The sequence below is a fragment of the Amycolatopsis sp. NPDC049252 genome, from assembly GCF_043197175.1.
Classification (GTDB): domain Bacteria; phylum Actinomycetota; class Actinomycetes; order Mycobacteriales; family Pseudonocardiaceae; genus Amycolatopsis.
Genome location: NZ_JBICSQ010000024.1, coordinates 71,180 through 94,222, shown reverse-complemented (window position 1 = coordinate 94,222; position 23,043 = coordinate 71,180). Strand labels below are relative to the sequence as shown.

Below are 23,043 nucleotides of genomic sequence, written 5' to 3'. Positions count from 1 at the left end.
TTTGCGGGGGGGGGGGGCTACAGTGTTTTAAAAAGCTGCACCCCCCCCACGACCGGGCTGCGACGCTCGATCATCAAGACATCGCGCCAGCGGCCTCGATGCCGGCCGATCGCCTGCCGGACGCCGACTTCGCGGAACCCGTTTCGGGCGTGCAGCTGCCGGCTGGCGTGGTTTTCGGGAAAAACGCCGCTCTGGATCGTCCAGATCCCGGCGTCCTCGGTCGACGCGATCAACGCGGTCAGGAGGGCGTCGCCGACCCGGCGGCCGCGCGCCTCCGGGTGGACGTACACGCTGTGCTCGACGACCCCGGCGTAGACGCAGCGCGAAGACACCGCCGTGACCGCGGCCCAGCCGAGCACCCGGCCGGCCGGGGCGAGGGCCACCAGCCGGTGCGCCGGGAGGTGGGCGGCGTCCCAGCCGGCCCAGTCCGGGGCGGTCGTCTCGAAACTCGCGTCCCCGGTGTCGAGCCCGGCCTGGTAGATCGCCAGCACCTGGTCCCCGTGCCCGGCCGTCATCGCGGCGACGTCGACCGGAATCGGTGTGGTGGCACGGATGATCGCGGAGTGCAGCCGGTCGCCGACCTCGTGCGTGACCCGGACGTCGACGCCGACGAACCCCGCGTCCCGCAGCAGGTCCCGGTACCGCCCGGCGGTGAGCGCGCCGCCGACGCACTCGACCGCGCCCGTGCGCGACGCGCGTTCGGCGTCGGTGAGCGTGTCGCCGGCCAGGATGTCGGTGATGCCGAGCCGGCCGCCGGGACGCAGGACCCGGGCGATCTCGGCGAAGACGGCCGGCTTGTCCGGCGAGAGCGCGATGACGCAGTTGGAGATGACGACGTCGACCGAGGCGTCCGGCAGCGGGATCCGTTCGATCGTGCCTCGGACGAACTCGGCGTTGGCCACGCCGGCCCGCTCGGCGTGCCGGCGGGCGAGGGTGAGCATCTCGTCGGTCATGTCGAGACCGATGGCGCGGCCGGCCGGGCCGACGCGGCGGGCGGAGAGCAGGACGTCGAGGCCGCCACCGGAGCCGAGGTCGAGCACGGTTTCGCCGGGGTGCAGATCGGCGACGGCCAGCGGGTTGCCGCAGCCGAGGCTGGTCGCGGCCACCTCCGCCGGGATCTCCTCCCCCGCGTAGTGGACGGCGCCCAGCCGGCCGGCGTCGCCCTCGCCGGTGAGCAGGCCGGTTCCCTCGCCGGCCAGGGCTTGGCGGGCCGCGGCGGCGTACCGGTCGTGGACGGCGTCGCGGTCCGGGCTCATCGGCCGGCCTCGCACGAGGGGAACGCGACGGCGTCACGGCCCATGACGACGTCCGCCGCGCTGGGGAAGCAGGACACGCACGCCTGGTTGACCCGGTAGAGCCGGGCGGTCCCCCGTGGTTCGACGAGCACGAAGCGGGTGTCGGTGAGGATCTTCAGGTGCGCCGAGACGGTGGACTGGCCCACGCTCACCCGCTCGACGATCTCGCCGACCGTCACCGGGCCGCCGGCGGCCGCGATCAGGTTGAGGATCTGCACCCGGGTCGGATCCGCGAGCGCGCGGAACCACCCGGCGTAGGTCTCGGCGGTGGCACGGTCCAGCACGGCGGCCCCTTTCATCGTCCATCGACGATAGACGATGAAGGGCTCAGGCGGAAGCGGGCACCAGCTCGGCGAGCAAGGCTCGGACGCGGCGGTCGATCTCGTCCCGGATCGGACGGACCTGCTCGACGGGAAGGCCGGCGGGGTCGTCGAGCTGCCAGTCGAGGTAGCGCTGGCCGGGGAAGATCGGGCAGGCGTCGCCGCAGCCCATGGTGATCACGACGTCGGCGGCCTCGACCGCGTCGGTCGTCAGGCGCTTCGGGAACTCGCGGGAGACGTCGATGCCGAGCTCGGCCATGACCGCCACGACGGCCGGGTTGACCTCGTTCGCCGGGGCCGAGCCCGCGGACCGGACGGTGACACGACCGGCGGCGTGGTGGTGCAGCAGGGCGGCGGCCATCTGGGAGCGGCCGGCGTTGTGGACGCACACGAACAGGACTTCCGGGGTGTTCACGCGGTGACCTCCAGGCGACGGCGGCGGCGCAGAGCGAGGGAGACGTAGACGAGGGCGACGAGCACGGGGACTTCGATCAGCGGTCCGACGACCCCGGCCAGCGCCTGCCCGCTCGTGGCCCCGAACGTCGCGACCGCGACCGCGATGGCGAGTTCGAAGTTGTTGCCCGCGGCGGTGAAGGCAAGCGTCGTGGTGCGTTCGTACGACAGGCCGACGGCGGTGCCGAACGCGTACGACCCGGCCCACATCAGGCCGAAGTAGACCAGCAGCGGCACCGCGATCCGGACGACGTCGAGCGGCCTCGCGGTGATCTGTTCGCCTTGCAGGGCGAAGAGAATCACGATGGTGAACAGCAGCCCGCAGAGCGCGGCGGGCCCGATCTTCGGCAGGAACCGCGTTTCGTACCAGTCCCGGCCCTTCGCGCGTTCGCCGAGCCGGCGGGTCAGGTAGCCCGCGACGAGCGGGATGCCCAGGAAGATGAGGACACTTTTGGCGATCTGCCATCCCGACACCGCGAGGTCGGCTTGCGGCAACCCCAGCCAGCCGGGCAGGACCGAGAGGTAGAACCAGCCGAGCAGGCCGAACGCGAGCACCTGGAACACCGAGTTCAGCGCGACCAGCACGGCGGCGGCTTCCCGGTCGCCGCAGGCGAGGTCGTTCCAGATGATCACCATGGCGATGCAGCGGGCGAGGCCGACGATGATCAGCCCGGTCCGGTACTCCGGCAGGTCCGGCAGCAGCAGCCAGGCCAGCGCGAACATCAGCGCCGGGCCGATCAGCCAGTTCAGCACCAGCGACGGCCACAGCAGCCGTCGATCGCGGGTCACCGCGCCGAGCCGGTCGTAGCGGACCTTCGCCAGCACTGGGTACATCATCACCAGCAGCCCGAGCGCGATCGGCAGCGAGATCCCGTCCACCTCGACCGCGGACAGCGCGGTGTTCAGGCCGGGGATCCCGCGGCCGGCGAGCAGCCCGGCGGCCATCGCGGCCGCGATCCACACCGGCAGGAAACGGTCCAGTGTGGACAGCCGGCCGGGCGTCGTCACGCCGGGACGACCGCGTCGCCGGGGACCAGCACGGCCGAGAGCCGGGCCAGCACCTCGGGGTGCACGCGGTAGTACACCCACGTGCCGCGGCGCTCGCCGGTGATCAGGCCGGATTCCCGCAGCACCTTCAGGTGGTGGGAGATGGTCGGGCCGGTCAGGTCGAACGCGTCGGTCAGGTCGCACACGCACGCCTCGCCCCCGGCGTGGGAGGCGATGAGCGACAGCAGCCGCAGGCGCACCGGGTCGGCCATCGCCTTGAACAGCTTCGACAGCTCGACGGCCTGCGGTTCCGTCAGCGGCTCGCGGGCGAGCGGTGAGCAGCAGGCGTCCATCGCGACGAGCGGCAGCTGTTTCGGCATGCGTCTATGTTGACACACGTCTATCTAGAGAGCAATCTAAGCCTCGTCGTTGTTTTGATGAACGTCTATCCAAGGAGAACCGGATGTCACGCGTACAGCTCGCGCTGCGGGTCGGGGACCTCGAAGGCTCGATCGACTTCTACTCGAAGCTGTTCGGTACCGAGCCCGCCAAGCTCCGGCCCGGCTACGCCAACTTCGCCATCGCCGAGCCCGCGCTCAAGCTCGTGCTCCTCGAGGGCGAGCCCGGCCAGGCGACCGTCATGGACCACCTCGGCGTCGAGGTCGAGACCACGAACGCGGTGAATGAGGCCAGCAAGCGGCTCACCGGCGAAGGCCTGGAGACGCTGACCGAGGACGACACCACCTGCTGCTACGCCGTGCAGGACAAGGTCTGGGTGCACGGTCCCGGCCAGGAGCCGTGGGAGGTCTACACCGTCAAGGCCGACTCCCGGACCTACGGAGCCGACAGCGCCGCGCTCGCCACTCCGGCCACGTGCTGCACAGCCGACGCCACCCAGGCTCAGCCCGAAGGCTGCTGCTCCTGACGGCGACGGCCCGGGACGACGTGACCGCCGCGGGCGCACCCGCGGCGGTCACGGCTCAGCCTTCCCAGGCCCAGTTCAGGATCTCCGGCATGTCCTCACCGTGCGCCAGGATCCAGCGCCGGTGGCGGCCCTGGGCCTCGGTCATCCGCTGCCGCAGCACGCCCGCCGTCGCGACCAGGCCCGGCACGCGGTCGATCACGTCGATCACCAGCTGGAAGCGGTCCATGTGGTTGAGCACCAGCATGTCGAACGGCGTGGTCGTCGTGCCGTGCTCGGTGTAGCCGCGCACGTGCATGTCGTGGTGGTTGGTGCGGCGGTAGGCCAGGCGGTGGATGAGCCACGGGTACCCGTGGTAGGCGAAGATCACCGGCCGGTCCGGGGTGAACAGCGCGTCGAACTCACGGTCGCCGAGGCCGTGCGGGTGCTCGGCCTCCGGCTGCAGGCGCATCAGGTCGACGACGTTGACCACGCGCACCGCGAGGTCCGGCAGTTCCGCGCGCAGGATCTGCGCGGCCGCCAGCACTTCCAGGGTCGGGGCGTCACCCGCGCAGCCGAGGACGACGTCGGGCTCCCGGTCGGTGTGCGTGCTCGCCCACTCCCAGATGCTCACGCCGCGGGCGCAGTGCAGCGCGGCCTGCTCGGTGTCGAGCCAGTTCGGGCTGTCGTTCTTGCCCGCCACCACGACGTTCACGTAGTCCCGGCTGCGCAGGCAGTGCGCCGCGACTTCGAGCAGCGTGTTGGTGTCCGGCGGGAAGTAGATCCGGACGACCTCCGAGCTCTTGTTGGCGATGTGGTCGACGAAACCCGGGTCCTGGTGGGAGAAGCCGTTGTGGTCCTGCCGCCACACGTGGGAGGTCAGCAGGTAGTTCAGCGACGCGACCGGGCGCCGCCACGGGATCTGGCGGTGCACCCGCAGCCACTTGATGTGCTGGTTCACCATCGAGTCGACGATGTGCACGAAGGCCTCGTAGCAGTTGAACAGCCCGTGCCGGCCGGACAGCAGGTAACCCTCGAGCCAGCCCTGGCACAGGTGCTCGGACAGCACCTCCAGCACGCGGCCGTCGTGGGACAGGTGCTCGTCGACCGGTTCGAGCGCGGCCTGCCACTGCTTGCCGGTGACGTCGTAGACCGCGTCGAGCCGGTTGGACGCCGTCTCGTCCGGGCCGAAGAGCCGGAAGTTCGCCCGGTCGGCGTTGAGCGCGAAGACGTCCCGCAGGAACCGGCCCAGCGCGCGGGTCGGTTCGGCCTGCGTCGCCCCGGGCGCGGGCACCTCGACGGCGTGGGCCGCGATGTCCGGCAGCGTCAGCGGCTGCAGGAGCACGCCGCCGTTGGCGTGCGGGCTGGCGCCCATCCGGCGCTCCCCCGCCGGGATCATCGCCGTGACGTCGGCGACCGGGCGGCCGTGGGAGTCGAACAGCTCCTCCGGGCGGTAGGAGCGCATCCACTCCTCCAGCTGGCGCAGGTGCTCCGGGTTCTGCCGGACCTGCGACAGCGGCACCTGGTGGGCGCGCCACGTGCCCTCGACCGGCAGACCGTCCACAACGGACGGACCGGTCCAGCCCTTGGGACTGCGCAGCACGATCATCGGCCACGCCGGCCGGCCGGTGCTCCGGCGGATCACCGCGAGGTCGGCGACGGCCGAGTCGAGCGCGGCGGCCATCGCCTGGTGCATCGTCTCCGGGTCGCTGCCTTCGACGTAGATCGGCTCGTAGCCGTAGCCGCGCAGCAGCGCGTCGAGTTCGGCCGGGGCGATCCGGGACAGCACGGTCGGGTTGGCGATCTTGTAGCCGTTGAGGTGCAGGATCGGCAGGACCGCGCCGTCGCGGACCGGGTCGAGGAACTTGTTGGCGTGCCACGACGTCGCGAGCGGACCCGTCTCGGCTTCCCCGTCGCCGACCACGCAGGCGACGATCAGGCCCGGGTTGTCGAACGCCGCGCCGAAGGCGTGCGCGAGCGAGTAGCCCAGTTCCCCGCCTTCGTGGATCGAGCCGGGGACCTGCGGGGCGACGTGGCTGGGCACGCCGCCGGGGAAGGAGAACTGCTTGAACAGCCCTCCCATGCCCTCGGCGTCGCGAGTGACCTCGGGCCACGCCTCGGTGTAGCTGCCTTCGAGCCAGGTGTTGGCCAGCAGCGCCGGGCCGCCGTGGCCCGGGCCGGTGACGAACATGGCGTTCAGGTCGTGGGTCAGGATGGCGCGGTTGAGGTGGGCGTAGACGAAGTTGAGGCCGGGTGAGGTCCCCCAGTGCCCGAGCAGTCTCGGCTTGATGTGCTCGGGGCGCAGCGGTTCGCGCAGCAGCGGGTTGGCCATCAGGTAGATCTGGCCGGCCGCGAGGTAGTTCGCGGCCCGCCAGAGGGCATCCACCTGGGCCAGCTCGGTGCGGCCGAGTACCGCGGGACGGGCGTCGAGGGCGGTCATCCCTTTCGCTCCGGGCGGACGACGAGCACCGGGCACCGGGCGTGCTGGAGCAGCGCCTGGCTGGTCGAGCCGAGGAGCATCCCGGTGAAGCCGCCACGGCCGCGGCTGCCGACGACGACCAGCTGCGCGGTCTCGCTCTCTTCGAGCAGCACGTGGCGGGGGCGGTCGTGCACGAGCCGGGGCCGGATCGTGACGTCGGGGTACTTCTCGTGCCAGCCCGCGAGCCGCTCGGCGAGCAGCCGCTGCTCCCCCTCTTCCAGGGTGCCGGCCTGGGTCAGGATCCGGGCGGTGCCGCGGGTGTCCTCGTAGGTGACGTCGTTCCAGGCGTGCACCGCGACGAGCGGCACACCGCGCAGCGAAGCCTCCTCGAACGCGACGCCGATCGCCAGTTCGCTGTTCGCGCTGCCGTCGACGCCGACCACGACGGGACCCGAATCCGGGACCATCGTGGTGTCCTGGCGGCCGCGGATGACGGCGACCGGGCCGTGCGCGTGGCTCGCGACCGTCGCCGCGGTCCCGCCGACGAGCATGTCGGCGAACCCGCCGGTACCGGACCGGCCGACGACGAGCATCCGGGCGTGCCGGGACTCGTCGATCAGCATCGGCACGGGCGGGTCGTTCGGCAGTTCGGTGGTGATGACCAGGTCCTTGTCGATGGACGCCACCAGCGTGCGGGCCTCGGCGATGATCCGTACACCGTCGGCCTGGATCGCGTCGAACAGCGCTTCGGCGCCGGCGCCGGGCAGGCCGCCGCCGTAGTACAGGCCGGTGAGCTGCAGCCCGTGGACGATCCGGAGCTGCAGGTGGCGCGCCGAGGCGGTCTTGGCGGCCCAGACGAGGGCGGCCGTGGAACCGGCGGAGCCGTCCACCCCCACGGTGATCCTCGGGTCGGTGGTGCTCATCGGCTCTGCTCCTCACCCGCGTAGGCGGTGTCGGCGGAGACGACGCCGGGCACGGCCAGCGCCAGCAGCTGGGCGACGTGGCGGTCGGAGTCGTCGTCGAACTGGTCGGTGATGTGGACGTAGCCGTCGCGGACGTTGATCTTCCAGCGGCCGCTGCCGCCGTAGATCTCCAGCCGGTGCTTGACGTCCTTGGCGATTTCGGTGTCTTCGCGCGCGAGCACGCGGACGATGTCACCGCGGGTCACGATGCCCACGACGGCCGAGCCGTCGACGATCGGCATCGCCCGGATACGGTCGTCGACCAGGGCCTGGCAGAGGTCGGCGACGTCGGTGCCGGTGCTCATGGCGGTCACCGGGGAGGTCATCAGGTCGCCGACCGTCTTGCCCGCCGCGGTGGTCTCATGGTGCTCGTGGGTGTACCGGGGGTCGACGGGGATCCGGTCGCGGATCAGGTCCGCCTCGGTGACGATGCCGATCAGGCGCTCGTCGTCGTCGACCACGGGGAGGGCGGTGAAGCCGTGCGTGGACAGCAGCTCGGCCGCCTCCTTGGCGGACGTCCACGGCTGCACGGCGATCACCGGGGAGGTCATCAGGTCGCGTGCTCGCATCGGGTGTTCCTGCCTTTCGTGTCACTTCCCAACCTAGGAAGGCGGCACCCGGGGCACCGCTGGCGTCGGTCACCGGTCGTGAGGACTTACGTCCCTTCGGCCGGTCACGTCCACAAAGGACCAAGGTCCTCGCGGAGGTCGTGCCACGCGGCGGGCAACGCCTCGACGGACCGGGCGGCGGCGACCGCCTCGGCGGCCCGGGCCGCCGCGAACGCCTCGTCCGGGCCGTCCATCGCGCTCAGGAGTTCCCCCGCGACCACGGCGTCCTGGAATTCGCCGAGCAGGTCCTGGAACGCGCGCAACGCGGGCTTGGCGTCGACCGGCAGGGCCTCGGCACCGGCCTCCAGTGCGTAGCGCAGCCGCTTGGCGGCCTTCCGGACGTCGTGCACCGCGTGGTCCCGCTCGGGCCCGGCGGGCCGGGCCGCCACCCGGGCCACCCGCCGGTCCACGTGCCCGGCCACCGCGCGAGCCAGGCCGGGCAGCACCTTCGTGGCGGGCCGGCGGGCCGGCTTCCGCCAGTGGCGCCGGGGCTGTTCGCTCAGCACCACTTCGAGCACGTCGAGCGCGTTGAGCAGCTGGACGTACCGGCGGCTGTCCAGCGCCCGCCGTACGCGTGTGGCCGCTTCCTCGGTGAGCACCGCGAAGTAGGCGTCCATCCGGTCCCCCGCCCAGGTCCGGGCGCGGGCCCACTGGACCTCGACGTCCCGGGCGGGAGCGAGCTCGCCGCCGAGCCAGCGCAGAGCGGAGCTGAGTTCCCGCAGCAACTTCCGCCCGCCCAGCACCGGAGCGTAGGCGGAGAAGACACCGCGCAGCCGCCGTGCGGCCACCCGCATCCGGTGCACGGAATCGGGCCGGTCCTGCCGGACGTCCAGATCCGCCGCGGCCAGCGCGGCCAGCTGGGTGCGCACGTACCGCAGGACCACACCGCGGGCCGAATCGTCGGGCGGCCGCCGCGGCACCACGATCCGGCTGCCCAGTTCCTCACGCAGCTCCGCCAGACCGCCGTCGTGAAGGCGCGCGACGCGCACGAGCTCGTCGTCGCGGGTGTAGGCCCGCACCAGCCGGGACAGCGTCGGCGGGACGTAGTCCGCGGAACCGGCGAACCGGACCGGACCGGCCGGGGTGTCGAGCCGCCAGTGACCGTCGTGGCAGCTCAGCGCCAAGCCGTTCCGGAGCAGGCGCAGCGAATCCGTGTCGAAGTACTCCGCTTCGCGCAGCGGGGTGACGGTCGCGCTCATGGCTTTTCTCCTTCCAGCCGGTGCCGGGCCTCCATCACCGGGAGGTACCCGATCCGGTGACGGGTCATCAAGTCCCGGACCGCGTCCTGCGGCGGGATCCCGGGGACCCTGGCGGGTTCACGACGTCGCCAGCCGGCGCCGGGCCAGCAGCGCGAGCCCGAGCAGGACGGCCAGCAGCCCGACGGTCACCCACTGGACGGGCGCGCGGACGCCGATCACGCCGAACTGGATCGCCAGCCAGCCGGTCAGGACCCCGCACGCGGCCAAAGCCGCCGTCGGCGCGCGGAAGTCGGCCCGCCAGGCGAACACCGACGCCCAGGCCAGTGTCCCGCCGATGCCGAGCGCCAGCGCGATTCCCGGCAGCATCCAGCTGGTGAGCCCGAGCGGCGCCAGCCACTCGACGGGCATCGTGAACCCCGGCGCGCCGGCGATCAGCGAGATCCCGCCGTACACCGCGCTCGCGGCGAACAGCGCCTCGAACGTGCCCAGCAGGCGCATCGTCGCCCGGGTCCGCAAGGTGGTCATGACCCGCTCCCGGCTTGCTGGGGCCGGACGACGGCCACCGGGCACGGCGAGTGCGCGATGAGGGCCTGGCTCGTCGAACCGAGCAGCATTCCGGTGAACCCGCCGCGGCCGCGGCAGCCGACCACGATCAGCTGGGCGTCTTCCCCTCGTTCGAGCAACGTGCGGACCGGACGGCCGCGGGTGACCTCGAACTCGATCGACAGGTCCGCGTACTTCCGCTGCCAGCCCACGACCTGCTCGGCGAGCTTGGCGCGCTCCGCCGCCGCGATGTCCACCGGGTTCTCCTGCAGTGGGTGCGGCCGCAGCACGCCGTCGGCGAGGACGTCGCTCCAGGTGTGCACGGCGATGAGCCCGGTGCCGCGCAGCCGCGCCTCCTCACAGGCGAACGCCAGCGCGGCGTCGCTGTCGGGCGAACCGTCGGCGCCGACGAGCACCGGCCCGGTGGCCGGCGGCGGATCGTGCGGCGTCCGGCCGCGGACCACGACGATCGGGCAGTGCGCGTGCGCCACCACCGAGACGGCCGTGGAGCCGACGAGCAGGCCGGTGAAGCCGCCGAGCCCGCGCGAGCCGAGCACGACCAGCTCGGCGTGCTGCGTCTCCTGCGTCAACGCGGTGACCGGGCTCCATTCCCGGGCAGCCGTGGTGATCTCGAGGTCCGGGTGCTCGGCGAGCACGGCGGTCCGCGCGCCGGCCAGCCATTCTCCGGCCCGCTGCGCCAGGCCCTCGCGGACCTGGTCCGCAGAGCCGAAGGCCACCGGGGCGCTCACCTGCGGCAAGGTGTAGATCTGCACCAGCCGCAGCGGGCGGCCGCGGCGGCGCGCCTCGGCCCCGGCCCACACGGCCGCCTGCACCGCCGAGGCGGAGCCGTCGATACCGGCGACGACCGCGCCGTCAGTAAACCCGTGCATGACCGTCCTCCTCGTGGATGAACCGCTGCACGCGGTCGTACCGGGTGCGGGCGTGTTCCTCGGCGGCCTGTTCCTCGGCGGCGGTCAGCACGATCGCGTCCGGGCCGGGGAAGACCGTCGACACGTGGTCGTCGGCCGTCCAGCGGACGACGTACGGCGGGGTGCCGTCGGCCGAAGGGACCTCCAGGATCCGGCCGCGCTGCTCGGGTGCGCCGGTCCGCGGGCCCTTGACGACGAGCCAGTCGCCCGGCTGTGCGTGCATCGGTCTTCCTTCCTCAGATGTCCACAGTGGACGGTTCGGGGGTACGAGGGGCTTCCGGGCGCCGCGACGCGCGGTGCGCGCCGAAGCCGATGAGCAGGGCACCACCGGCCAGGAACACGGCTCCGGCGATCAGCAGGCCGAGGGCGACCCAGCCGAGGGCGGGCACGGTGGCGCCGGCCTCGGCGCGCACGGAGATCCCGCGCGAGCCGTCGGCGTTCATCACCACGGCGGTCCACTGCCCGTCGTTCGCCGGCCAGGCGACGCTTTGCGTGCCGTCGCCGGCGGCCTTCGCGGCCCACACCCCGGCGTCACCCGGTGACGTCGCGGGGGCACCACCGGGGTGCACCCGGTCGCCGGAGCGGTCGCCGGACACGCCACCCAGCGTCGTGTACTCGGTGGAGGCCAGGTAGCCGGCGACGTCGGCGGAACGGCCGATGCCCACGAAGACCGGGCGGCCGTCGGTGGTGGTCGCGCGGAGCCGGACGTCGCCGACGGCCGCGAAGACGTTCGGTGCGCCGGTCACCTGCACCGGGTCGGTCGAGACCGCGTAGCCGCTCGCTACTACGGTGGCCGACGCGGTGAGGTAGCCGTCGGCGTCGCGCTGGGTGCGATCGGCCCACAGCAGCGTGCCGCCGCCGGTCAGCAGGCCCGCCGCGCCGAGCACCAGCACCGCACCGGCGACCACGGCGACGATCCGCCCGGCGGTCCAGCTCCCCACCCGGACCGGGTGCGGTTCCGGGTGCGGCGGCTCGCCACCGGCCTCGGTGCCGCCCATGTCGAGGCGGAACGGCGGGTACTCGTCGGTCATCAGCGACACGTAGGCCGCGACGCGCAGCACCCAGCGGTCCATGCCGAGCACGAAGTCGAAGATCGGCCGCGGGTAACGGCCGGTGAACAGCAGCACCACCCCGGCGACCAGGACCAGCACGCCGACGAGACCGCCGGCCGCCCAGGTGAAGCCGTCGTCGCTGCCGGAGCGGGCGGCCAGCCAGCTGCCGCCGCCGGCGAACACGCCGACGATCACGAGGTGCGGGAGGGCCAGCAGCCACCACTTCACGAGCACCAGGCCGCGCGAAAGCTTTTCGGGGTAGGCGATTTCGAGCCGGGCCGGGTAGTCCGGGACGTCGGCGAAGGTGAACGGCGGGTACCGGTCGGTCCCCAGGGCGGCGTAGGAGTAGAACTGCACCCGCCAGCTCCAGCGCAGCACACCCGACGTGTACGCGAACAGCGAGCGCGGGTAGCGGCCGGTCACCAGGATCGCGAAGAACGCCGCGATGGTGACGAACGGGTAGGCGAACCACAGGAACGCCAGCACGACGTAGTGCGGGATCGCCAGCAGCCACTTGACCAGCCACAGGCCGCGCGACAGCGGCTCGTCCAAGGTCGCTTCGACCCGGACCGGGTAGGCGCGCGGGGCGGTCACGACGCGCTCCCGGCGACTTCGGTCACCGCGAGGGTCGCGCCGATTTCCCGGCCCCAGGCCCGGATCGATGGCCAGTCGCGGTAGTCGCCGTCCTTGACCCGCAGCGCGGCGACCATCGCCCGCTCCGGCAGGTGCAGCGTGTGGCGGTCGATCTTGCCGCCGAAGAGCCGGTGCCCGCGGGCCCCGAGCCGCAGCACCGTGTCGGCGGCGTTGCCCGGTTCGTCGGCCGGGTGGTCGCGTTCGCCGACGGGGCCGCTGGAGAACACCCAGACCGGCAGCGCACGCAGCTCGTCGGCGAACTTGACGGCGAACTCGGTGGCGGCGTCCAGCCAGTGTCCCATGTAGACGGCCGAGCCGAGTACCACGGCGTCGAAGCCGTCGACCGAGGTCACCAGGCTCGCGTCACGGACTTCGATCTGGGACGCCACCCCGGCGTCGGTCAGCGCGGAGCCGGCCGTGGCGGCGATGGTCTCGGCGATTTCCCTGGTGGCGCCATGCCGGGTGGCCACCGTCACGAGGATTCTCATGCTTCCAGCCTCACGCGGGCGGCGCCCCCGGCTTAGGGGCCAACGACCCCGTGAGGCCCGCCGAAAGTCACCGAGGTCTCTTCCCACAGCTCGACGTCGAGCACGCCGTGCACCGTCTTCGCGAGAGCGGTCACCACCCGGCGCTCGGCCTCGTCGGAGAAGGCGCCGCGGATGGTCACCATGCCGCCGGTGACCGAGATCGTCCAGCGGTCGCGGTGACCCGAGTAGTCGGTGAGCAGCGCGTTGAGGTGCGAGGCGATCGAGTCGTCCTGGCGCACCAGCGGGGTGAGCATGTCGCGGCGGCTGACGATCCCGACGAGCACCCCGTCGTCCACCACCGGGATGCTGCGCAGCCGGTCGCCCAGCATGCGCCGGGCGATCTCGCTGACGTCGGTGTCGAGGCCGACGGTCTCGGCGGGCACGGTCATCGCCGAGCACACCAGGAGGTCGGGCTCGGGGCCCTTGCCGGCGACCCCGCTGCGGAGCGCGTCCGCCTCGGTGAACATGCCGAGCACCGCGTCGTCGGTGCCCACCACCGGCAGGGCCGCGACGCAGTGCTCGGTGAGCAGCACGATGGCCTCGCGCACCGGCGTTCCCGGGCCGACCCGCACGACCGGCCGCGTCATGATGTCCTGTGCCTTCACGGCGTTCCTCTCGTTCAGTGCACCACCGCGACCGGGCAGGCCGCGTGCGAGAGCAGGGCGTTGCCGGTCGAGCCGAGCAGCCCGCCGGCGACCGGGCCGCGGCCACGGGTGCCGACGACGATCAGCTGGGCCGCGGGTGCCGCGTGCAGCAGCGCGTGCGAGGGAGTGCGGTCCCGCACGGCGCGCGAGGAGATCGTCAGCGCCGGGTACTTCCGGGCCCAGGTCGCCACCCGCGCTTCCTGGCCCCGCTGTTCGGTGGGCTCGGTGCCGTCACCGAAGACGTGCACGACGAGCACGGGCGCGTGGCGCACCGACGCCTCGTCGAGGGCGAACCGCAGCGCGTGCTCGCTCGACTCGGTCGCGTCCAGGCCGACGACCACGGGACCGGCCGGGTCGGCGTGCCCCCGCACGACCACGACCGGGCACGAGGCTTCGGCCGCCACCCGCAGGGCCACCGACCCGATCAAGGCGCCACGCAGGCCGCCGAGACCGTGGGAGCCGAGGACGACGACGGCCGCGTCGGCCGACTCGGCGAGCAGCAGGTCGACGGCGAGCCCGGTCTCCAGCGCGACCTCGACCTGGACACCAGGCGCCGCTTCGCGGGCGATCCCGGCACCGCGCCGGAGCCAGCGGCCGGCGTGCTCGAGGAGCAGATCCGAATCGGCACCGGCCAGCGGGGCCCGGCCTTCGAAGACGCAGGCGTGCACCAGCCGCAGCGTCGTGCCCTGGCGGCGGGCTTCCTGGGCCGCCCAGCGGATCGCGGCGACGGACGCCACGGAGGCGTCCACTCCGGCGACCACCGGCCGGTTCACGGTTGCGGTCATCGGTTTCCTCCTGTGGTCACGGTTCTCGCGCCCAGCATGGCGCGTCGCGTACTCGCCGGTCAGAGCACGAAGTCCCTTCCGGCGGGGACCAAATCCGCCGGGCACCGGACTTCCGCTTCCTGTCCCGGGCGGTCCCGTCACCGACGCTGGGGTGATGACCGAACACGACCTCTTGATCGACCACTACCTGCCGCACCCGCACTTCTCGCTGGTGCGCACCACCATCGTCGACGCGCCGGTGAAGGAGACCTACGCCGCGGCGCGCGAACTCGACTTCACCGACGTCCGCGGCGGGGCGGTGTCCGTCGCGGGGTGGCTGCGGATGCTGCCCGAGCGCTGGCACAACCGCCGCCACGGCCCGCCCCGGCAACCGACCCGGCTCACCGCCGACGACCTGGACGCCGGCACGGCGTGGACCCTGCTCGGCGACCGGCCGCCCACCGAGTTCGCGTTGGGCGTGGCCGGGAGGTTCTGGCGGCCGGTGATCCAGTGGCGCCGGGTGGCGGCGGAGGACTTCGCGGCGTTCGAGGAGCCCGGCTACGGGAAGCTCGTCGTGGCCGTGTCCACGCTCCCCTACGGCCCGCACCGCACCCTGCTCACCGTGCACACGCGGGTGGCGCTGACCGATCCGGAAAGCTGGCTGAAGTTCCGCCGCTACTGGCGGATCGCTTACCCCGCCATCAGTTCGGTGCACACGGCCCTGGTGCGCACGATGGCCGCGAACGCCCGGAGGCGGGCGCTCACGGCCTACGCGCGGGCCGATCAGGCCTGACCTTCCCCCGCCGGCCGCCGCGGCTCGTCGTCCGCGGCGGCCGGGACGACGTCCTCCTCGTTCTCCTTGATCGCGTGGTGCTCCACCGCGTGCAGGTACGGCACCAGCTTCAGGCCGTGGCGCCCGCGTTCGGCGACGTCCCGGCGCGCTTCGGCCTCGATGGCGGCCTTTTCCTTGTCATCCATGGTCTCCTCCTCCGGTTGGGCGCAGCAGGGTCGCCGCGTGGTCGGGAACGTAGGTCTGCAGCCGGCGGTCCGGCCGGAAGTAACCGGTCGGCTCCGGCCGAGGCGGCAGCGACACCGCCTGCCGGGACACCTCGTGGTAGGGCACGCTCGCGAGCAGGTGCGCGATCATGTTCAGCCGCCCGCGCCGCTTCTCCTCGCTTTCCACCACGTGCCAAGGGGATTCGGCGGTGTCGGTGTGCACGAACATGTCGTCCTTCGCGCGCGAGTAGTCCTCCCAGTGCGTCACGGACTGCAGGTCGATGGTCGAGAGCTTCCAGCGGCGCATCGGGTCGTCGATGCGCGCGGAGAACCGGCGCTCCTGCTCGTCGAGGCTGACCGAAAACCAGTACTTGCGCAGCAGGATGCCGTCGTCGGCCAGCAGCCGTTCGAAAATGGGCGTTTGCTGCAGGAACCGGCGGTGCTCTTCGGGGGTGCAGAACCCCATCACCCGCTCGACCCCGGCGCGGTTGTACCAGCTCCGGTCGAACAGCACGATTTCACCGGCGGCGGGCAGGTGCTCGATGTAGCGCTGGAAGTACCACTGGGTGCGCTCGCGTTCGGTCGGGCTCGGCAGCGCCGCGATCCGCACCACGCGCGGGTTGAGGTGCTCGGTGACGCGCTTGATCGTGCTGCCCTTGCCCGCGGCGTCGCGGCCTTCGAACACCACGACCAGGCGGGCGCCTTCGTGGCGCACCCATTCCTGGAGCTTGACCAGTTCGGCCTGCAGCCGCAGCAGTTCCCGCTCGTAGAGCTCGCGCGGTACGCGCGCCTTCTTCTTTCCCGCCATGCCCTCGACGCTACGAAACGCACCTACCGGCGGTCTGTGGCCGGACGTCGGCGCGGCGTGGGTCTTTGGTCCTTTCCCCGGAGCCCCGCCGGGGCGCGTCACCGCGACGGGAGCGTGAAATACGCTTCCTCCTCCTGCGCGAAGTGCAGGGTCAGCACCGCGTCCAAGCCGTAGAGTGTGGCGCGCAGGTCGTTGACCTGGTCGGGCTGGATGCCGTCCGGGGCCTCGGCCAGGTGCCGCTCCAACCGCCGTGCGAGCCGGCCGATCTCGGCGTGCTCGCGGCTCATCGTGACCGTGCCCTCGGGTCCGCCCAGTGCGGGGGCCAGCGCCGGGTACAGCTCGGTCTCCTCGGCGTGCTCGTGCGGCAGCAGCTGCTCGGCCAGCAACCGCGCGGCGGTGCGGGCGGCGGCGTCGGCTTGGGCGGTCGCCCCCTCGGCGAGCGCGTCGGCGGCCTGCCGCACCGCCGCTCGCGCGGGCAGCAGGTGCTCGTGCTCGGACTCAAACCGCCGCACCAGCCCGGCGGGCGCCGGGCCGCCGGGCTTCGGGCCGCCCAGCGCGCGCAGCGCGTTGAGGATGACGACGACGTCGATGGCCTCCTGCACCACGGCCCCGGCGACCGGCACCAGGTACCCCGCGGCGGCCGCGAGCATCGCCACGACCGACAGCAGGGTCCCCGCGACGGCGCTCTGCACCGCCAGCCGGTGCGAGCGGCGGGCGATCTCGGCGGCGTCGGCGAGGCGGTCGAGCCGGTCGTCGAGGATCACCGCGTCGGCGGCCTGGGCGGCCGCGGTCGCCCCGCGGGAGCCGAGCGCGACACCGACGTCCGCGGCGGCCAGCGCGGGCGCGTCGTTGACGCCGTCGCCGGTCATCACCGTCACCCCGCGCGCCCTCGCGGCTTCGACCGCGTGAACCTTCTCCGCGGGGGTCACTTCGGCACGGACCTCGTCGAGCCCCAGCATGGCGGCGACTTCGCGGGCGTTGCCGACCCGGTCGCCGGTGAGCAGCTGGACGTGGGTGATCCCGGCCGCGCGCAGCCGGCGCATCGTGCGAGCCGCGTCCGGCCGGACGGGGTCCTTCGCGAGCAACGCGGCGACGGGCTCGCCGTCGGCCTCGACCCACAGCACCGACGCGAGGTCCAACCGGCTCCGGCGGGCGGCGCCGCGCGCCCAGTCCGGCAGTTCGCTCCCGCCGGGCGGCCGTCCGACGCGGATCTCGCGGCCGCGCACCCGCCCCGCGACACCCGAACCGGGCTGCTCGGTGACGTCCTCGGCGTCGGCCGGTTCGACACCGGCCGACGCCGCCGCGCGGACCACGGCCGCGGCCAGCACGTGCGGCGAGTACCGCTCGACCCCGGCGGCGAGTCCGAGGACCTCCGCCGCGTCGTGGCCGGGCGCGCAGACGACGTCGGTGATCTCGGGACGGCCCCGGGTCACCGTGCCGGTCTTGTCCATCAGCAGCACCGTGGCCCGGCCGAGGGCTTCGAGCGCCGCGCCGTCCTTGACCACGACACCGGCCTTCGACGCCCGCGACATGCCGCCGGTGATCGCGATCGGGACGGCCAGCAGCAGCGGGCACGGCGTCGCGGTGACCAGCACCGCCACCGCCCGCCCGGCGTCGCCGGTGAGCGCCCAGGCCAAGCCCGCGATCAACAGGGAGGCCGGCAGGAACCAGATCGCGATCCGGTCGGCGAGCCGCGCCAGCCGCGCGGTGCGAGCCGCGGCCTGTTCGGCGAGCCGGACGACGCCGGCGTAGGCGCTGTCCGCGGCGGTCGCGCGGGCCCGGACGTCGACGGCCGCACCGGCGTTGACGACTCCACTGTGGACGGTCTCGCCCGCCTGCCGCGCGACGGGCAGCGGTTCGCCGGTGAGGGCGGACTCGTCGAAGAGGCCACCGTCGGGCAGGTCACCGTCCACCGGCACCACCTCGCCCGGCAGCACGACGACCAGCTGCCCGGCGCGCACGGCGTCGACCGGGACGGTCTCGTGGCCGGACTGGGTGCGCAGGTGCGCCACCCGGGGCGCGCGGTCCAGCAGCGCGGTGAGGTTCCGGCTCGCGCGCCGCTGGGCGCCGGCTTCGAGCACCCGCCCGGTGGCGACCATGGCCGCGACGATCGCGCCGGCCAGGTACTCCCCGACGGCCACGGTGGCGGCCAGGGCGAGCACGGCGAGCAGGTCGGCACCCCACCGCCGGGCCCGGAGGTCGGCGGCGACCCAGACGACGGCCGGCACCAGGGTGACGACGTCGGCGGCCGCCCACACGACGTTCGCGGCGACGCTCGCGCCCGCCCACCAGGCCGCTCCCCCGGCGGCCACGAGTACCAGGACGCCGATGAGCAGCCCGATCTCCCGCACCCGTGACGGCCGGTTGTCCCCGTGGGTCGAGTGCGGCACGGCTTCCTCCCGGCGGACGGATCGGAAGTCCAGGGTCGGCCGTTCGCCGTCGCCGGGAAAGGGTCCAAGGGCCTCAACCCGGTCCCGTGGTGGAAGCACTTCGCCCCTGGGGCGCCGCGGCCGCCACGACAAGCATGGAAGCAGACCGACCCGAGGAGGAAGCGATGGACCAGTACCTGCCTGACGCGTACACGGTGAGGGCGGCCATCGCGCTCGCCGTGCGCGCACCGTCGGTGCACAACACCCAGCCCTGGGACTGGCGGTTCAGCGGCCGCACGGTCGAACTGCGCGCCGACCCCGGCCGCCACCTGCGGCACGCCGACCCCGACGGGCGCGACCTGCTCGTCAGCTGCGGGTGCGTGCTGCACCACTTCACCGTCGCGGCCGCCGCGCTCGGCTGGGCCGCGCAGATCGAGCGGACGCCGGAGCCCGGCCTGCTCGCCCGGATCACGCTGGTCCCCCACGACACCCGCGACGGCGACATCGCCCTGGCCGCGGCCATCCCCCGGCGCCGGTCCGACCGCCGCCGGTTCGCCGAGCGGCCCCTGCTGGTGCGCGACGAGGTGTTCCTCGCGAAGAGCGCGAGCGACCACGGCGCGCTGCTGCGTTTCCTGGACGATGCCCCGCAGCTCTCGGCGCTGACCGGCGCGTCCGTGGCGGCTCAGGAACTCCACCGCGCCGACACGGACTACGGCATCGAACTCGCGGCTTGGAGCGGACGCCGTTACGCCCCCGACGGCGTCCCCGCGCAGAACGCGGTCCACACGACCGAGGCCCCGCGGGTCCGTGACTTCACCGACGCGCAACTCGCCGACACCACCGACCCGGACGGCGCGGCCCTGACCGTGCTGGCCACCAGAGGCGACGAACCGGCCGACCGGCTTCGCGCGGGCGAGGCGGCCAGCGCGGTGGTGCTGACCGCGACCCGGCTGAACCTCGCGTCCTGCCTGGTCACCGAGCCCCTGGAGCTGACGAGCACGCGCGCCCTCGTCCGCGACTGCGTCCTCGGCGGTGCGCTGGCGCCCCAGCTGGTCGTGCGGGTCGGTTACCTCCCGGAGGGCGCGGCCCCGCTCCCGGCGACCCCGCGCCGGCCGATCGGCGAGGTCGTGCGGCCGCTCGGGCACGGGTACGGCGCCGGGCTGCCGATCCCGGCTCAGCTGCGCAGGCACTGAACCGACCGCGAAAGGTCCTCCGGTGCGCCGGAGGACTTTTTCGCTTTGCCGCGCAAGCTCTCTGCGCCTGTAGGTCGTCCACGACGAACGTCAAGAAAGCCGGGGGCGAGCCGATCGAGCGCCCACACACAGACTCAAGCGGAGGCGACAACGCGCGCTCGCGGGATCAGCGCGACCACCGGCGGCGAAACCGTTGTCCACGGCCGAGACGGCCAGATCCGAAGCAAGGACACTTCACCGAAAGGGCACGACCCGAATCCGCCACGCGACAAACACTGATCGCAGAATGCAGGCTCACAAATCTGTGGCCACCGCGAAGTTGTTCCTCGCGGTGGCCACAGATTTGCGTACCGGCGATCAGGACCCGTCGTTCCAGACGTAGTCCAGGCGGTTGCGGACCTCGACCACTCCCGACAGCTCGGCGACCAGCCGCGTCACCGGGTCGATGTCGCTGCGGCGCTCCACGCGCCCGACGATCGTCACGACGCCCGCCCGCACCTCCACCCGGACGCGGTCCGGCCCGAGGTCCAGCTTCTCGCGCAGGACTCCCTGGGTGACCTCCCGCTCGAGGTCGGCGTCGCCGCGGCAGAACACCGCGACCAGGTCGCGGCGGGACAGCACCCCGACGACCCGGCGGCCGGAGAGGACGAACAGCCGGCGGACGCCGGAGTGCGCGAACCGCGCGGCGGCCGCGGCCAGGGTCGCGTCGGCCTCGATCGTGACGGCCGGGCTCGTCATCAGGTCCTTCGCGACACACGCGGTGGCCTTGCGGGCCAGCCGGCGGTCGCGCCGGCGGGGCTTCACGTCCTCCCACAGGTGCGGGAGCAGGTCCGCCTCCGAGACGACGCCGACGAGGGCGCCGGTCTTGTCCAGGACGCCGACCGCGCTGATCCCGTTTCCGGTGAGCAGCTCGGCGATGTCCTTGAACGGTGTCTGCAGGGGGACGGTGATCGGGTCGGTGGTCATCACCGAGGACACGGCGTTCATGGTCAGTTCTCCTTCTCGGTGCGGACGACCATCACGGGGCAGGCGGCGTGGTGCAGCAGGGCCTGGCTGGTCGAGCCGAGCACCAGGCCGGTGAAGCCGCCGCGGCCCCGGCTGCCGACCACGACGAGCTGCGCGGTCCGGCTGACCTCCAGCAGGCGGTCGCGCGGCTTGTCGTGGTCGACGCGACGCTCGACCTGGACGTCCGGGTACTTTTCCGGCCAGCCGGCCAGGCGCTGCGCGAGCAGGCGGCGGCAGGAGTCCTGCAGGGACTCACCCTGGAAGGCGACGTTGCCGTCCTGGAACAGGCCGGCGCTGTCGCCGTCGTGCCAGGTGTAGAGCGCGACGAGCCGGGCGTTGCGAATCGAGGCCTCCTCGAAGGCCCACCCGATCGCCGCCTCGCTCAGCGGGCTGCCGTCGGTGCCGACGACCACCGGGCCGTCCACGCTCTCCGAACCACGCACGACCACGACCGGGCAGTGCGCCTTCGCGGCCAGGTCGACGTCCGGGGAGCCGCTGAACAGCCCGGCGATCGCGCCGACCGGCTCGCCGGTCACCAGGATCCGCGCCCGCTCCGAGACCGCCAGCAGGGCCGGGACCGGCGCGCGGTCGCCGGCTTCGGTCGTGATCTCCAGGCCGGGCACGGCGGCTTCGAGCGTGGTCCGGGTCTGGCGCAGCAGCTGGTCCGCCGCCGCTTCCCTGACCGCGAGCCAGTCCGACGGCGGGTAGACCTTGCCGCCGAAGGAGGCGTCTTCGAGGCCGTAGGCGGTGAAGACGAGCAGGGCGGCATGCCGGCGGGCTGCTTCCCCGGCCGCCCACAGCGCCGCCGCGGCGGCGGTTTCCGAGCCGTCCACGGCCACGACGATCGGCGGGTTTCCGGTTGCGCTCATGACGTTTCCTCCGGTTGCGAGCTTCTGAACCGAAAGGTAGGCCGCGCCGGTGCCCGGCTGATGCGGCCGTTCGTCCCCGCCCGCGAGGACCAAGGTCAGCGCCCGGCGGAAAGGACTTTCGGCCCCCGGCACGGAGTCCTTGGCCGCTCCCGGCCGCCGGGCACGCGAGCGCATCGTGATCCGATGCAACGGGAATGGCGAGACGCGGCGGCGACCGTATGGCTCAGCGCCCCGCTCGGCACGGCCGCGCTGCTGTTCGCGGTCTTCACGCTCGTCACCGGTGACGACGGCACTCTCGCCGCGCTGGTCGGGGTGATCGTGGTGCTGTGGCTGGTTTCGACCGTCCGCCACGTGCGCACGCCGGCCGGGCGGCCGTGACCGTCCGGGTCACCGGCGTCTCAGCCGGCGCGCAGTACGGCCGCCCCGTTCACCCGGTCGGCGGCCAGGTCCGCGAGCGCCTGGTCGGCCGCCTCCAGGGCGTACGGCACCGTGCTGACGGACAGGTGGTGCTGCCCGGCGAAGGCCAGGAACTCCCGCGCGTCCTCGCGGGTGTTCGCCGTGACACTGCGCACCTGACGCTCCTGGAACAGGTGCTGCTGGTAGTTCAGCCGCGGGACGTCCGAGAGGTGGATGCCCGCGATCGCGAGCGTTCCGCCGCGGTCCAGCGCTTCCAGCGCCGGGAGGACCAGCTCGCCGGCGGGGGCGAACAGGATCGCCGAGTCGAGCGGCTCCGGGGGTGGCTCGGCGGCGTCCCCGGCTGACGCCGCGCCCAGCTCCAGCGCGAGCTCGCGGGCCTCGGGACTGCGGGTCAGCACGTGGACGGTGGCGCCGCGGGCGAGCGCGACCTGCGCGGTCAGGTGCGCGCTGCCGCCGAAGCCGTAGATCCCCAGCCGGCCGCCCTCGGGCACCTCGGCCCGCGCCAGGGCGTGGTACCCGATCAGCCCGGCGCACAACAGCGGCGCGAGTTCGTCGTCGGCGTAGCCGCCGGGCAGCGGCAGCGCGTAGGCCGCCGGGACGACGGCGAACTCCGCGTACCCGCCGTCGGCGTCCCAGCCGGTGTAGCGCGACTCCGGGCACAGGTTCTCCCGGCCGCGCCGGCAGAACCGGCACCGGCCGCAGGTCCCGCGCAGCCAGGCGATGCCGACGCGGTCGCCGGTCGCGAACCCGGTGACCGCGTTTCCGGTGGCGACCACCTCGCCGACGACCTCGTGTCCCGGCGTCACGCCCGGCCGGTGCACCGGCAGGTCTCCCTCGGCGACGTGCAGGTCGGTCCGGCACACCCCGCACACCAGCACCCGCACCAGCAGTTCCCCGGCCGCCGGGCGGGGCACCGGAACCCGGGAGCGGTTCAGGGGCCCCGAAGCCATCGGCCCGGGCCGGGTGACCCGCCACGCGGTCATCGTCGTCGGCAGCTGCGTCACGGTCGGCCTCCTCGAGCACGGCGTTCCCGGTCAGCATGGCCGCCCCCGCCGGCGCGCCGCGACGTCCCGTGGTCCTCACGGCCGGGGACGTTCGCCCCTTCCTCCCGCGCCCAGCGGAGCCATCGCTGCGGCCGGAAGTCCTCCCC

The 23,043-nt window shown here is 73.3% G+C and carries 27 protein-coding genes; 5 read left to right on the top strand and 22 right to left on the bottom strand.

All coding sequences use genetic code 11. The features are described 5' to 3' along the window. Positions 1–17 precede the first annotated feature (17 nt). The 5 genes from ACGFMK_RS25000 to ACGFMK_RS24980 are packed head-to-tail and all read right to left on the bottom strand — an operon-like array spanning position 18 to position 3,435. Positions 18–1,256 (bottom strand): GNAT family N-acetyltransferase, encoded by a 1,239-nt coding sequence (locus ACGFMK_RS25000; RefSeq protein WP_392767628.1) that lies wholly within the window; start codon positions 1,254–1,256, stop codon positions 18–20. After that, positions 1,253–1,579 carry an ArsR/SmtB family transcription factor gene (locus tag ACGFMK_RS24995; protein WP_392767625.1) on the bottom strand — a complete coding sequence of 109 codons (327 nt, stop codon included), beginning with the start codon at positions 1,577–1,579 and terminating at the stop codon, positions 1,253–1,255. The genes ACGFMK_RS25000 and ACGFMK_RS24995 overlap by 4 nt, the downstream gene beginning before the upstream one ends. A gap of 43 nt (positions 1,580–1,622) precedes the next feature. Continuing rightward, positions 1,623–2,030 (bottom strand): arsenate reductase ArsC, encoded by a 408-nt coding sequence (locus ACGFMK_RS24990; protein ID WP_392767622.1) that lies wholly within the window; start codon positions 2,028–2,030, stop codon positions 1,623–1,625. Further along, positions 2,027–3,076, bottom strand: a complete 1,050-nt coding sequence (gene arsB, locus ACGFMK_RS24985) for an ACR3 family arsenite efflux transporter (RefSeq protein WP_392767619.1) — start codon at positions 3,074–3,076, stop codon at positions 2,027–2,029. The genes ACGFMK_RS24990 and arsB overlap by 4 nt, the downstream gene beginning before the upstream one ends. Continuing rightward, positions 3,073–3,435: a metalloregulator ArsR/SmtB family transcription factor gene (locus tag ACGFMK_RS24980; protein ID WP_392767616.1), complete on the bottom strand. Its 363-nt coding sequence runs from the start codon at positions 3,433–3,435 to the stop codon at positions 3,073–3,075. The genes arsB and ACGFMK_RS24980 overlap by 4 nt, the downstream gene beginning before the upstream one ends. 83 nt (positions 3,436–3,518) lie before the next feature. Here ACGFMK_RS24980 and ACGFMK_RS24975 point away from each other — a divergent pair, with 83 nt between their 5' ends. Beyond that, the gene (locus tag ACGFMK_RS24975; protein ID WP_392767613.1) at positions 3,519–3,980 is read left to right on the top strand and encodes an ArsI/CadI family heavy metal resistance metalloenzyme; all 462 of its coding nucleotides are present in this window, start codon (positions 3,519–3,521) and stop codon (positions 3,978–3,980) included. Between the two features lie 55 nt (positions 3,981–4,035). Here ACGFMK_RS24975 and ACGFMK_RS24970 read toward each other — a convergent pair whose 3' ends face one another. The 11 genes from ACGFMK_RS24970 to ACGFMK_RS24920 all read right to left on the bottom strand — a co-directional run bounded on the left by ACGFMK_RS24970 (position 4,036) and on the right by ACGFMK_RS24920 (position 14,257). Continuing rightward, on the bottom strand, positions 4,036–6,396 hold the full coding sequence (locus tag ACGFMK_RS24970) for a phosphoketolase (RefSeq protein WP_392767610.1): 2,361 nt from the start codon (positions 6,394–6,396) through the stop codon (positions 4,036–4,038). After that, a complete protein-coding gene (locus ACGFMK_RS24965) occupies positions 6,393–7,298 on the bottom strand; it encodes a universal stress protein (RefSeq protein WP_392767608.1) in 906 nt (301 codons plus the stop codon). Before ACGFMK_RS24965 ends, ACGFMK_RS24970 begins: the two co-directional genes overlap by 4 nt. After that, on the bottom strand, positions 7,295–7,906 hold the full coding sequence (locus ACGFMK_RS24960) for an HPP family protein (protein WP_392767605.1): 612 nt from the start codon (positions 7,904–7,906) through the stop codon (positions 7,295–7,297). Before ACGFMK_RS24960 ends, ACGFMK_RS24965 begins: the two co-directional genes overlap by 4 nt. 104 nt (positions 7,907–8,010) lie before the next feature. Beyond that, entirely contained in the window at positions 8,011–9,144 is a 1,134-nt protein-coding gene (locus tag ACGFMK_RS24955; RefSeq protein ID WP_392767602.1) for a CHAD domain-containing protein, read from the bottom strand. Positions 9,145–9,261: 117 nt separating this feature from the next. Further along, complete coding sequence (locus ACGFMK_RS24950) at positions 9,262–9,669, bottom strand: hypothetical protein (protein ID WP_392767599.1); 408 nt, start codon at positions 9,667–9,669, stop codon at positions 9,262–9,264. Next, a complete protein-coding gene (locus tag ACGFMK_RS24945; protein ID WP_392767596.1) occupies positions 9,666–10,577 on the bottom strand; it encodes a universal stress protein in 912 nt (303 codons plus the stop codon). Before ACGFMK_RS24945 ends, ACGFMK_RS24950 begins: the two co-directional genes overlap by 4 nt. Then, on the bottom strand, positions 10,561–10,839 hold the full coding sequence (locus ACGFMK_RS24940; protein ID WP_392767593.1) for a DUF1918 domain-containing protein: 279 nt from the start codon (positions 10,837–10,839) through the stop codon (positions 10,561–10,563). Before ACGFMK_RS24940 ends, ACGFMK_RS24945 begins: the two co-directional genes overlap by 17 nt. A 13-nt stretch (positions 10,840–10,852) precedes the next feature. Continuing rightward, complete coding sequence (locus ACGFMK_RS24935) at positions 10,853–12,262, bottom strand: DUF4389 domain-containing protein (protein WP_392767590.1); 1,410 nt, start codon at positions 12,260–12,262, stop codon at positions 10,853–10,855. Beyond that, a complete protein-coding gene (locus tag ACGFMK_RS24930; protein WP_392767587.1) occupies positions 12,259–12,789 on the bottom strand; it encodes a flavodoxin domain-containing protein in 531 nt (176 codons plus the stop codon). The genes ACGFMK_RS24935 and ACGFMK_RS24930 overlap by 4 nt, the downstream gene beginning before the upstream one ends. 32 nt (positions 12,790–12,821) lie before the next feature. After that, positions 12,822–13,433 carry an HPP family protein gene (locus ACGFMK_RS24925; RefSeq protein ID WP_392767584.1) on the bottom strand — a complete coding sequence of 204 codons (612 nt, stop codon included), beginning with the start codon at positions 13,431–13,433 and terminating at the stop codon, positions 12,822–12,824. Between the two features lie 14 nt (positions 13,434–13,447). Further along, positions 13,448–14,257, bottom strand: coding sequence for a universal stress protein (locus ACGFMK_RS24920; RefSeq protein ID WP_392767581.1), 810 nt, complete (start codon positions 14,255–14,257; stop codon positions 13,448–13,450). 154 nt (positions 14,258–14,411) lie between these two features. Here ACGFMK_RS24920 and ACGFMK_RS24915 point away from each other — a divergent pair, with 154 nt between their 5' ends. Continuing rightward, positions 14,412–15,029 carry a hypothetical protein gene (locus ACGFMK_RS24915; protein ID WP_392767578.1) on the top strand — a complete coding sequence of 206 codons (618 nt, stop codon included), beginning with the start codon at positions 14,412–14,414 and terminating at the stop codon, positions 15,027–15,029. On the opposite strand, the gene ACGFMK_RS24910 is transcribed toward ACGFMK_RS24915, so the two are convergent. The 3 genes from ACGFMK_RS24910 to ACGFMK_RS24900 all read right to left on the bottom strand — a co-directional run bounded on the left by ACGFMK_RS24910 (position 15,020) and on the right by ACGFMK_RS24900 (position 18,430). Continuing rightward, positions 15,020–15,214 (bottom strand): hypothetical protein, encoded by a 195-nt coding sequence (locus ACGFMK_RS24910; protein WP_392767575.1) that lies wholly within the window; start codon positions 15,212–15,214, stop codon positions 15,020–15,022. The two genes, ACGFMK_RS24915 and ACGFMK_RS24910, sit on opposite strands and share 10 nt — an antisense overlap. After that, a complete protein-coding gene (ppk2, locus tag ACGFMK_RS24905) occupies positions 15,207–16,040 on the bottom strand; it encodes a polyphosphate kinase 2 (RefSeq protein WP_392767573.1) in 834 nt (277 codons plus the stop codon). Before ppk2 ends, ACGFMK_RS24910 begins: the two co-directional genes overlap by 8 nt. Before the next feature lie 98 nt (positions 16,041–16,138). Further along, entirely contained in the window at positions 16,139–18,430 is a 2,292-nt protein-coding gene (locus tag ACGFMK_RS24900) for a heavy metal translocating P-type ATPase (RefSeq protein ID WP_392767570.1), read from the bottom strand. Positions 18,431–18,594: 164 nt separating this feature from the next. On the opposite strand from ACGFMK_RS24900, the gene ACGFMK_RS24895 reads away from it, so the two are divergent. Both ACGFMK_RS24895 and ACGFMK_RS24890 read left to right on the top strand, forming a co-directional pair. Next, positions 18,595–19,602, top strand: a complete 1,008-nt coding sequence (locus ACGFMK_RS24895) for an Acg family FMN-binding oxidoreductase (RefSeq protein WP_392767567.1) — start codon at positions 18,595–18,597, stop codon at positions 19,600–19,602. 45 nt (positions 19,603–19,647) lie between these two features. Further along, the gene (locus ACGFMK_RS24890; protein ID WP_392767565.1) at positions 19,648–19,881 is read left to right on the top strand and encodes a DUF2188 domain-containing protein; all 234 of its coding nucleotides are present in this window, start codon (positions 19,648–19,650) and stop codon (positions 19,879–19,881) included. A gap of 78 nt (positions 19,882–19,959) precedes the next feature. Here the strand turns inward: ACGFMK_RS24890 and ACGFMK_RS24885 are convergent, their stop codons facing one another. Further along, positions 19,960–20,589 (bottom strand): CBS domain-containing protein, encoded by a 630-nt coding sequence (locus ACGFMK_RS24885; protein ID WP_392767562.1) that lies wholly within the window; start codon positions 20,587–20,589, stop codon positions 19,960–19,962. Between the two features lie 2 nt (positions 20,590–20,591). Then, positions 20,592–21,476 (bottom strand): universal stress protein, encoded by an 885-nt coding sequence (locus tag ACGFMK_RS24880; protein WP_392767558.1) that lies wholly within the window; start codon positions 21,474–21,476, stop codon positions 20,592–20,594. Positions 21,477–21,659: 183 nt separating this feature from the next. Here ACGFMK_RS24880 and ACGFMK_RS24875 point away from each other — a divergent pair, with 183 nt between their 5' ends. Next, complete coding sequence (locus ACGFMK_RS24875; protein ID WP_392767555.1) at positions 21,660–21,854, top strand: hypothetical protein; 195 nt, start codon at positions 21,660–21,662, stop codon at positions 21,852–21,854. 20 nt (positions 21,855–21,874) lie between these two features. Here ACGFMK_RS24875 and ACGFMK_RS24870 read toward each other — a convergent pair whose 3' ends face one another. Then, a complete protein-coding gene (locus ACGFMK_RS24870) occupies positions 21,875–22,876 on the bottom strand; it encodes a zinc-binding alcohol dehydrogenase family protein (RefSeq protein WP_392767669.1) in 1,002 nt (333 codons plus the stop codon). Positions 22,877–23,043: the final 167 nt, after the last annotated feature.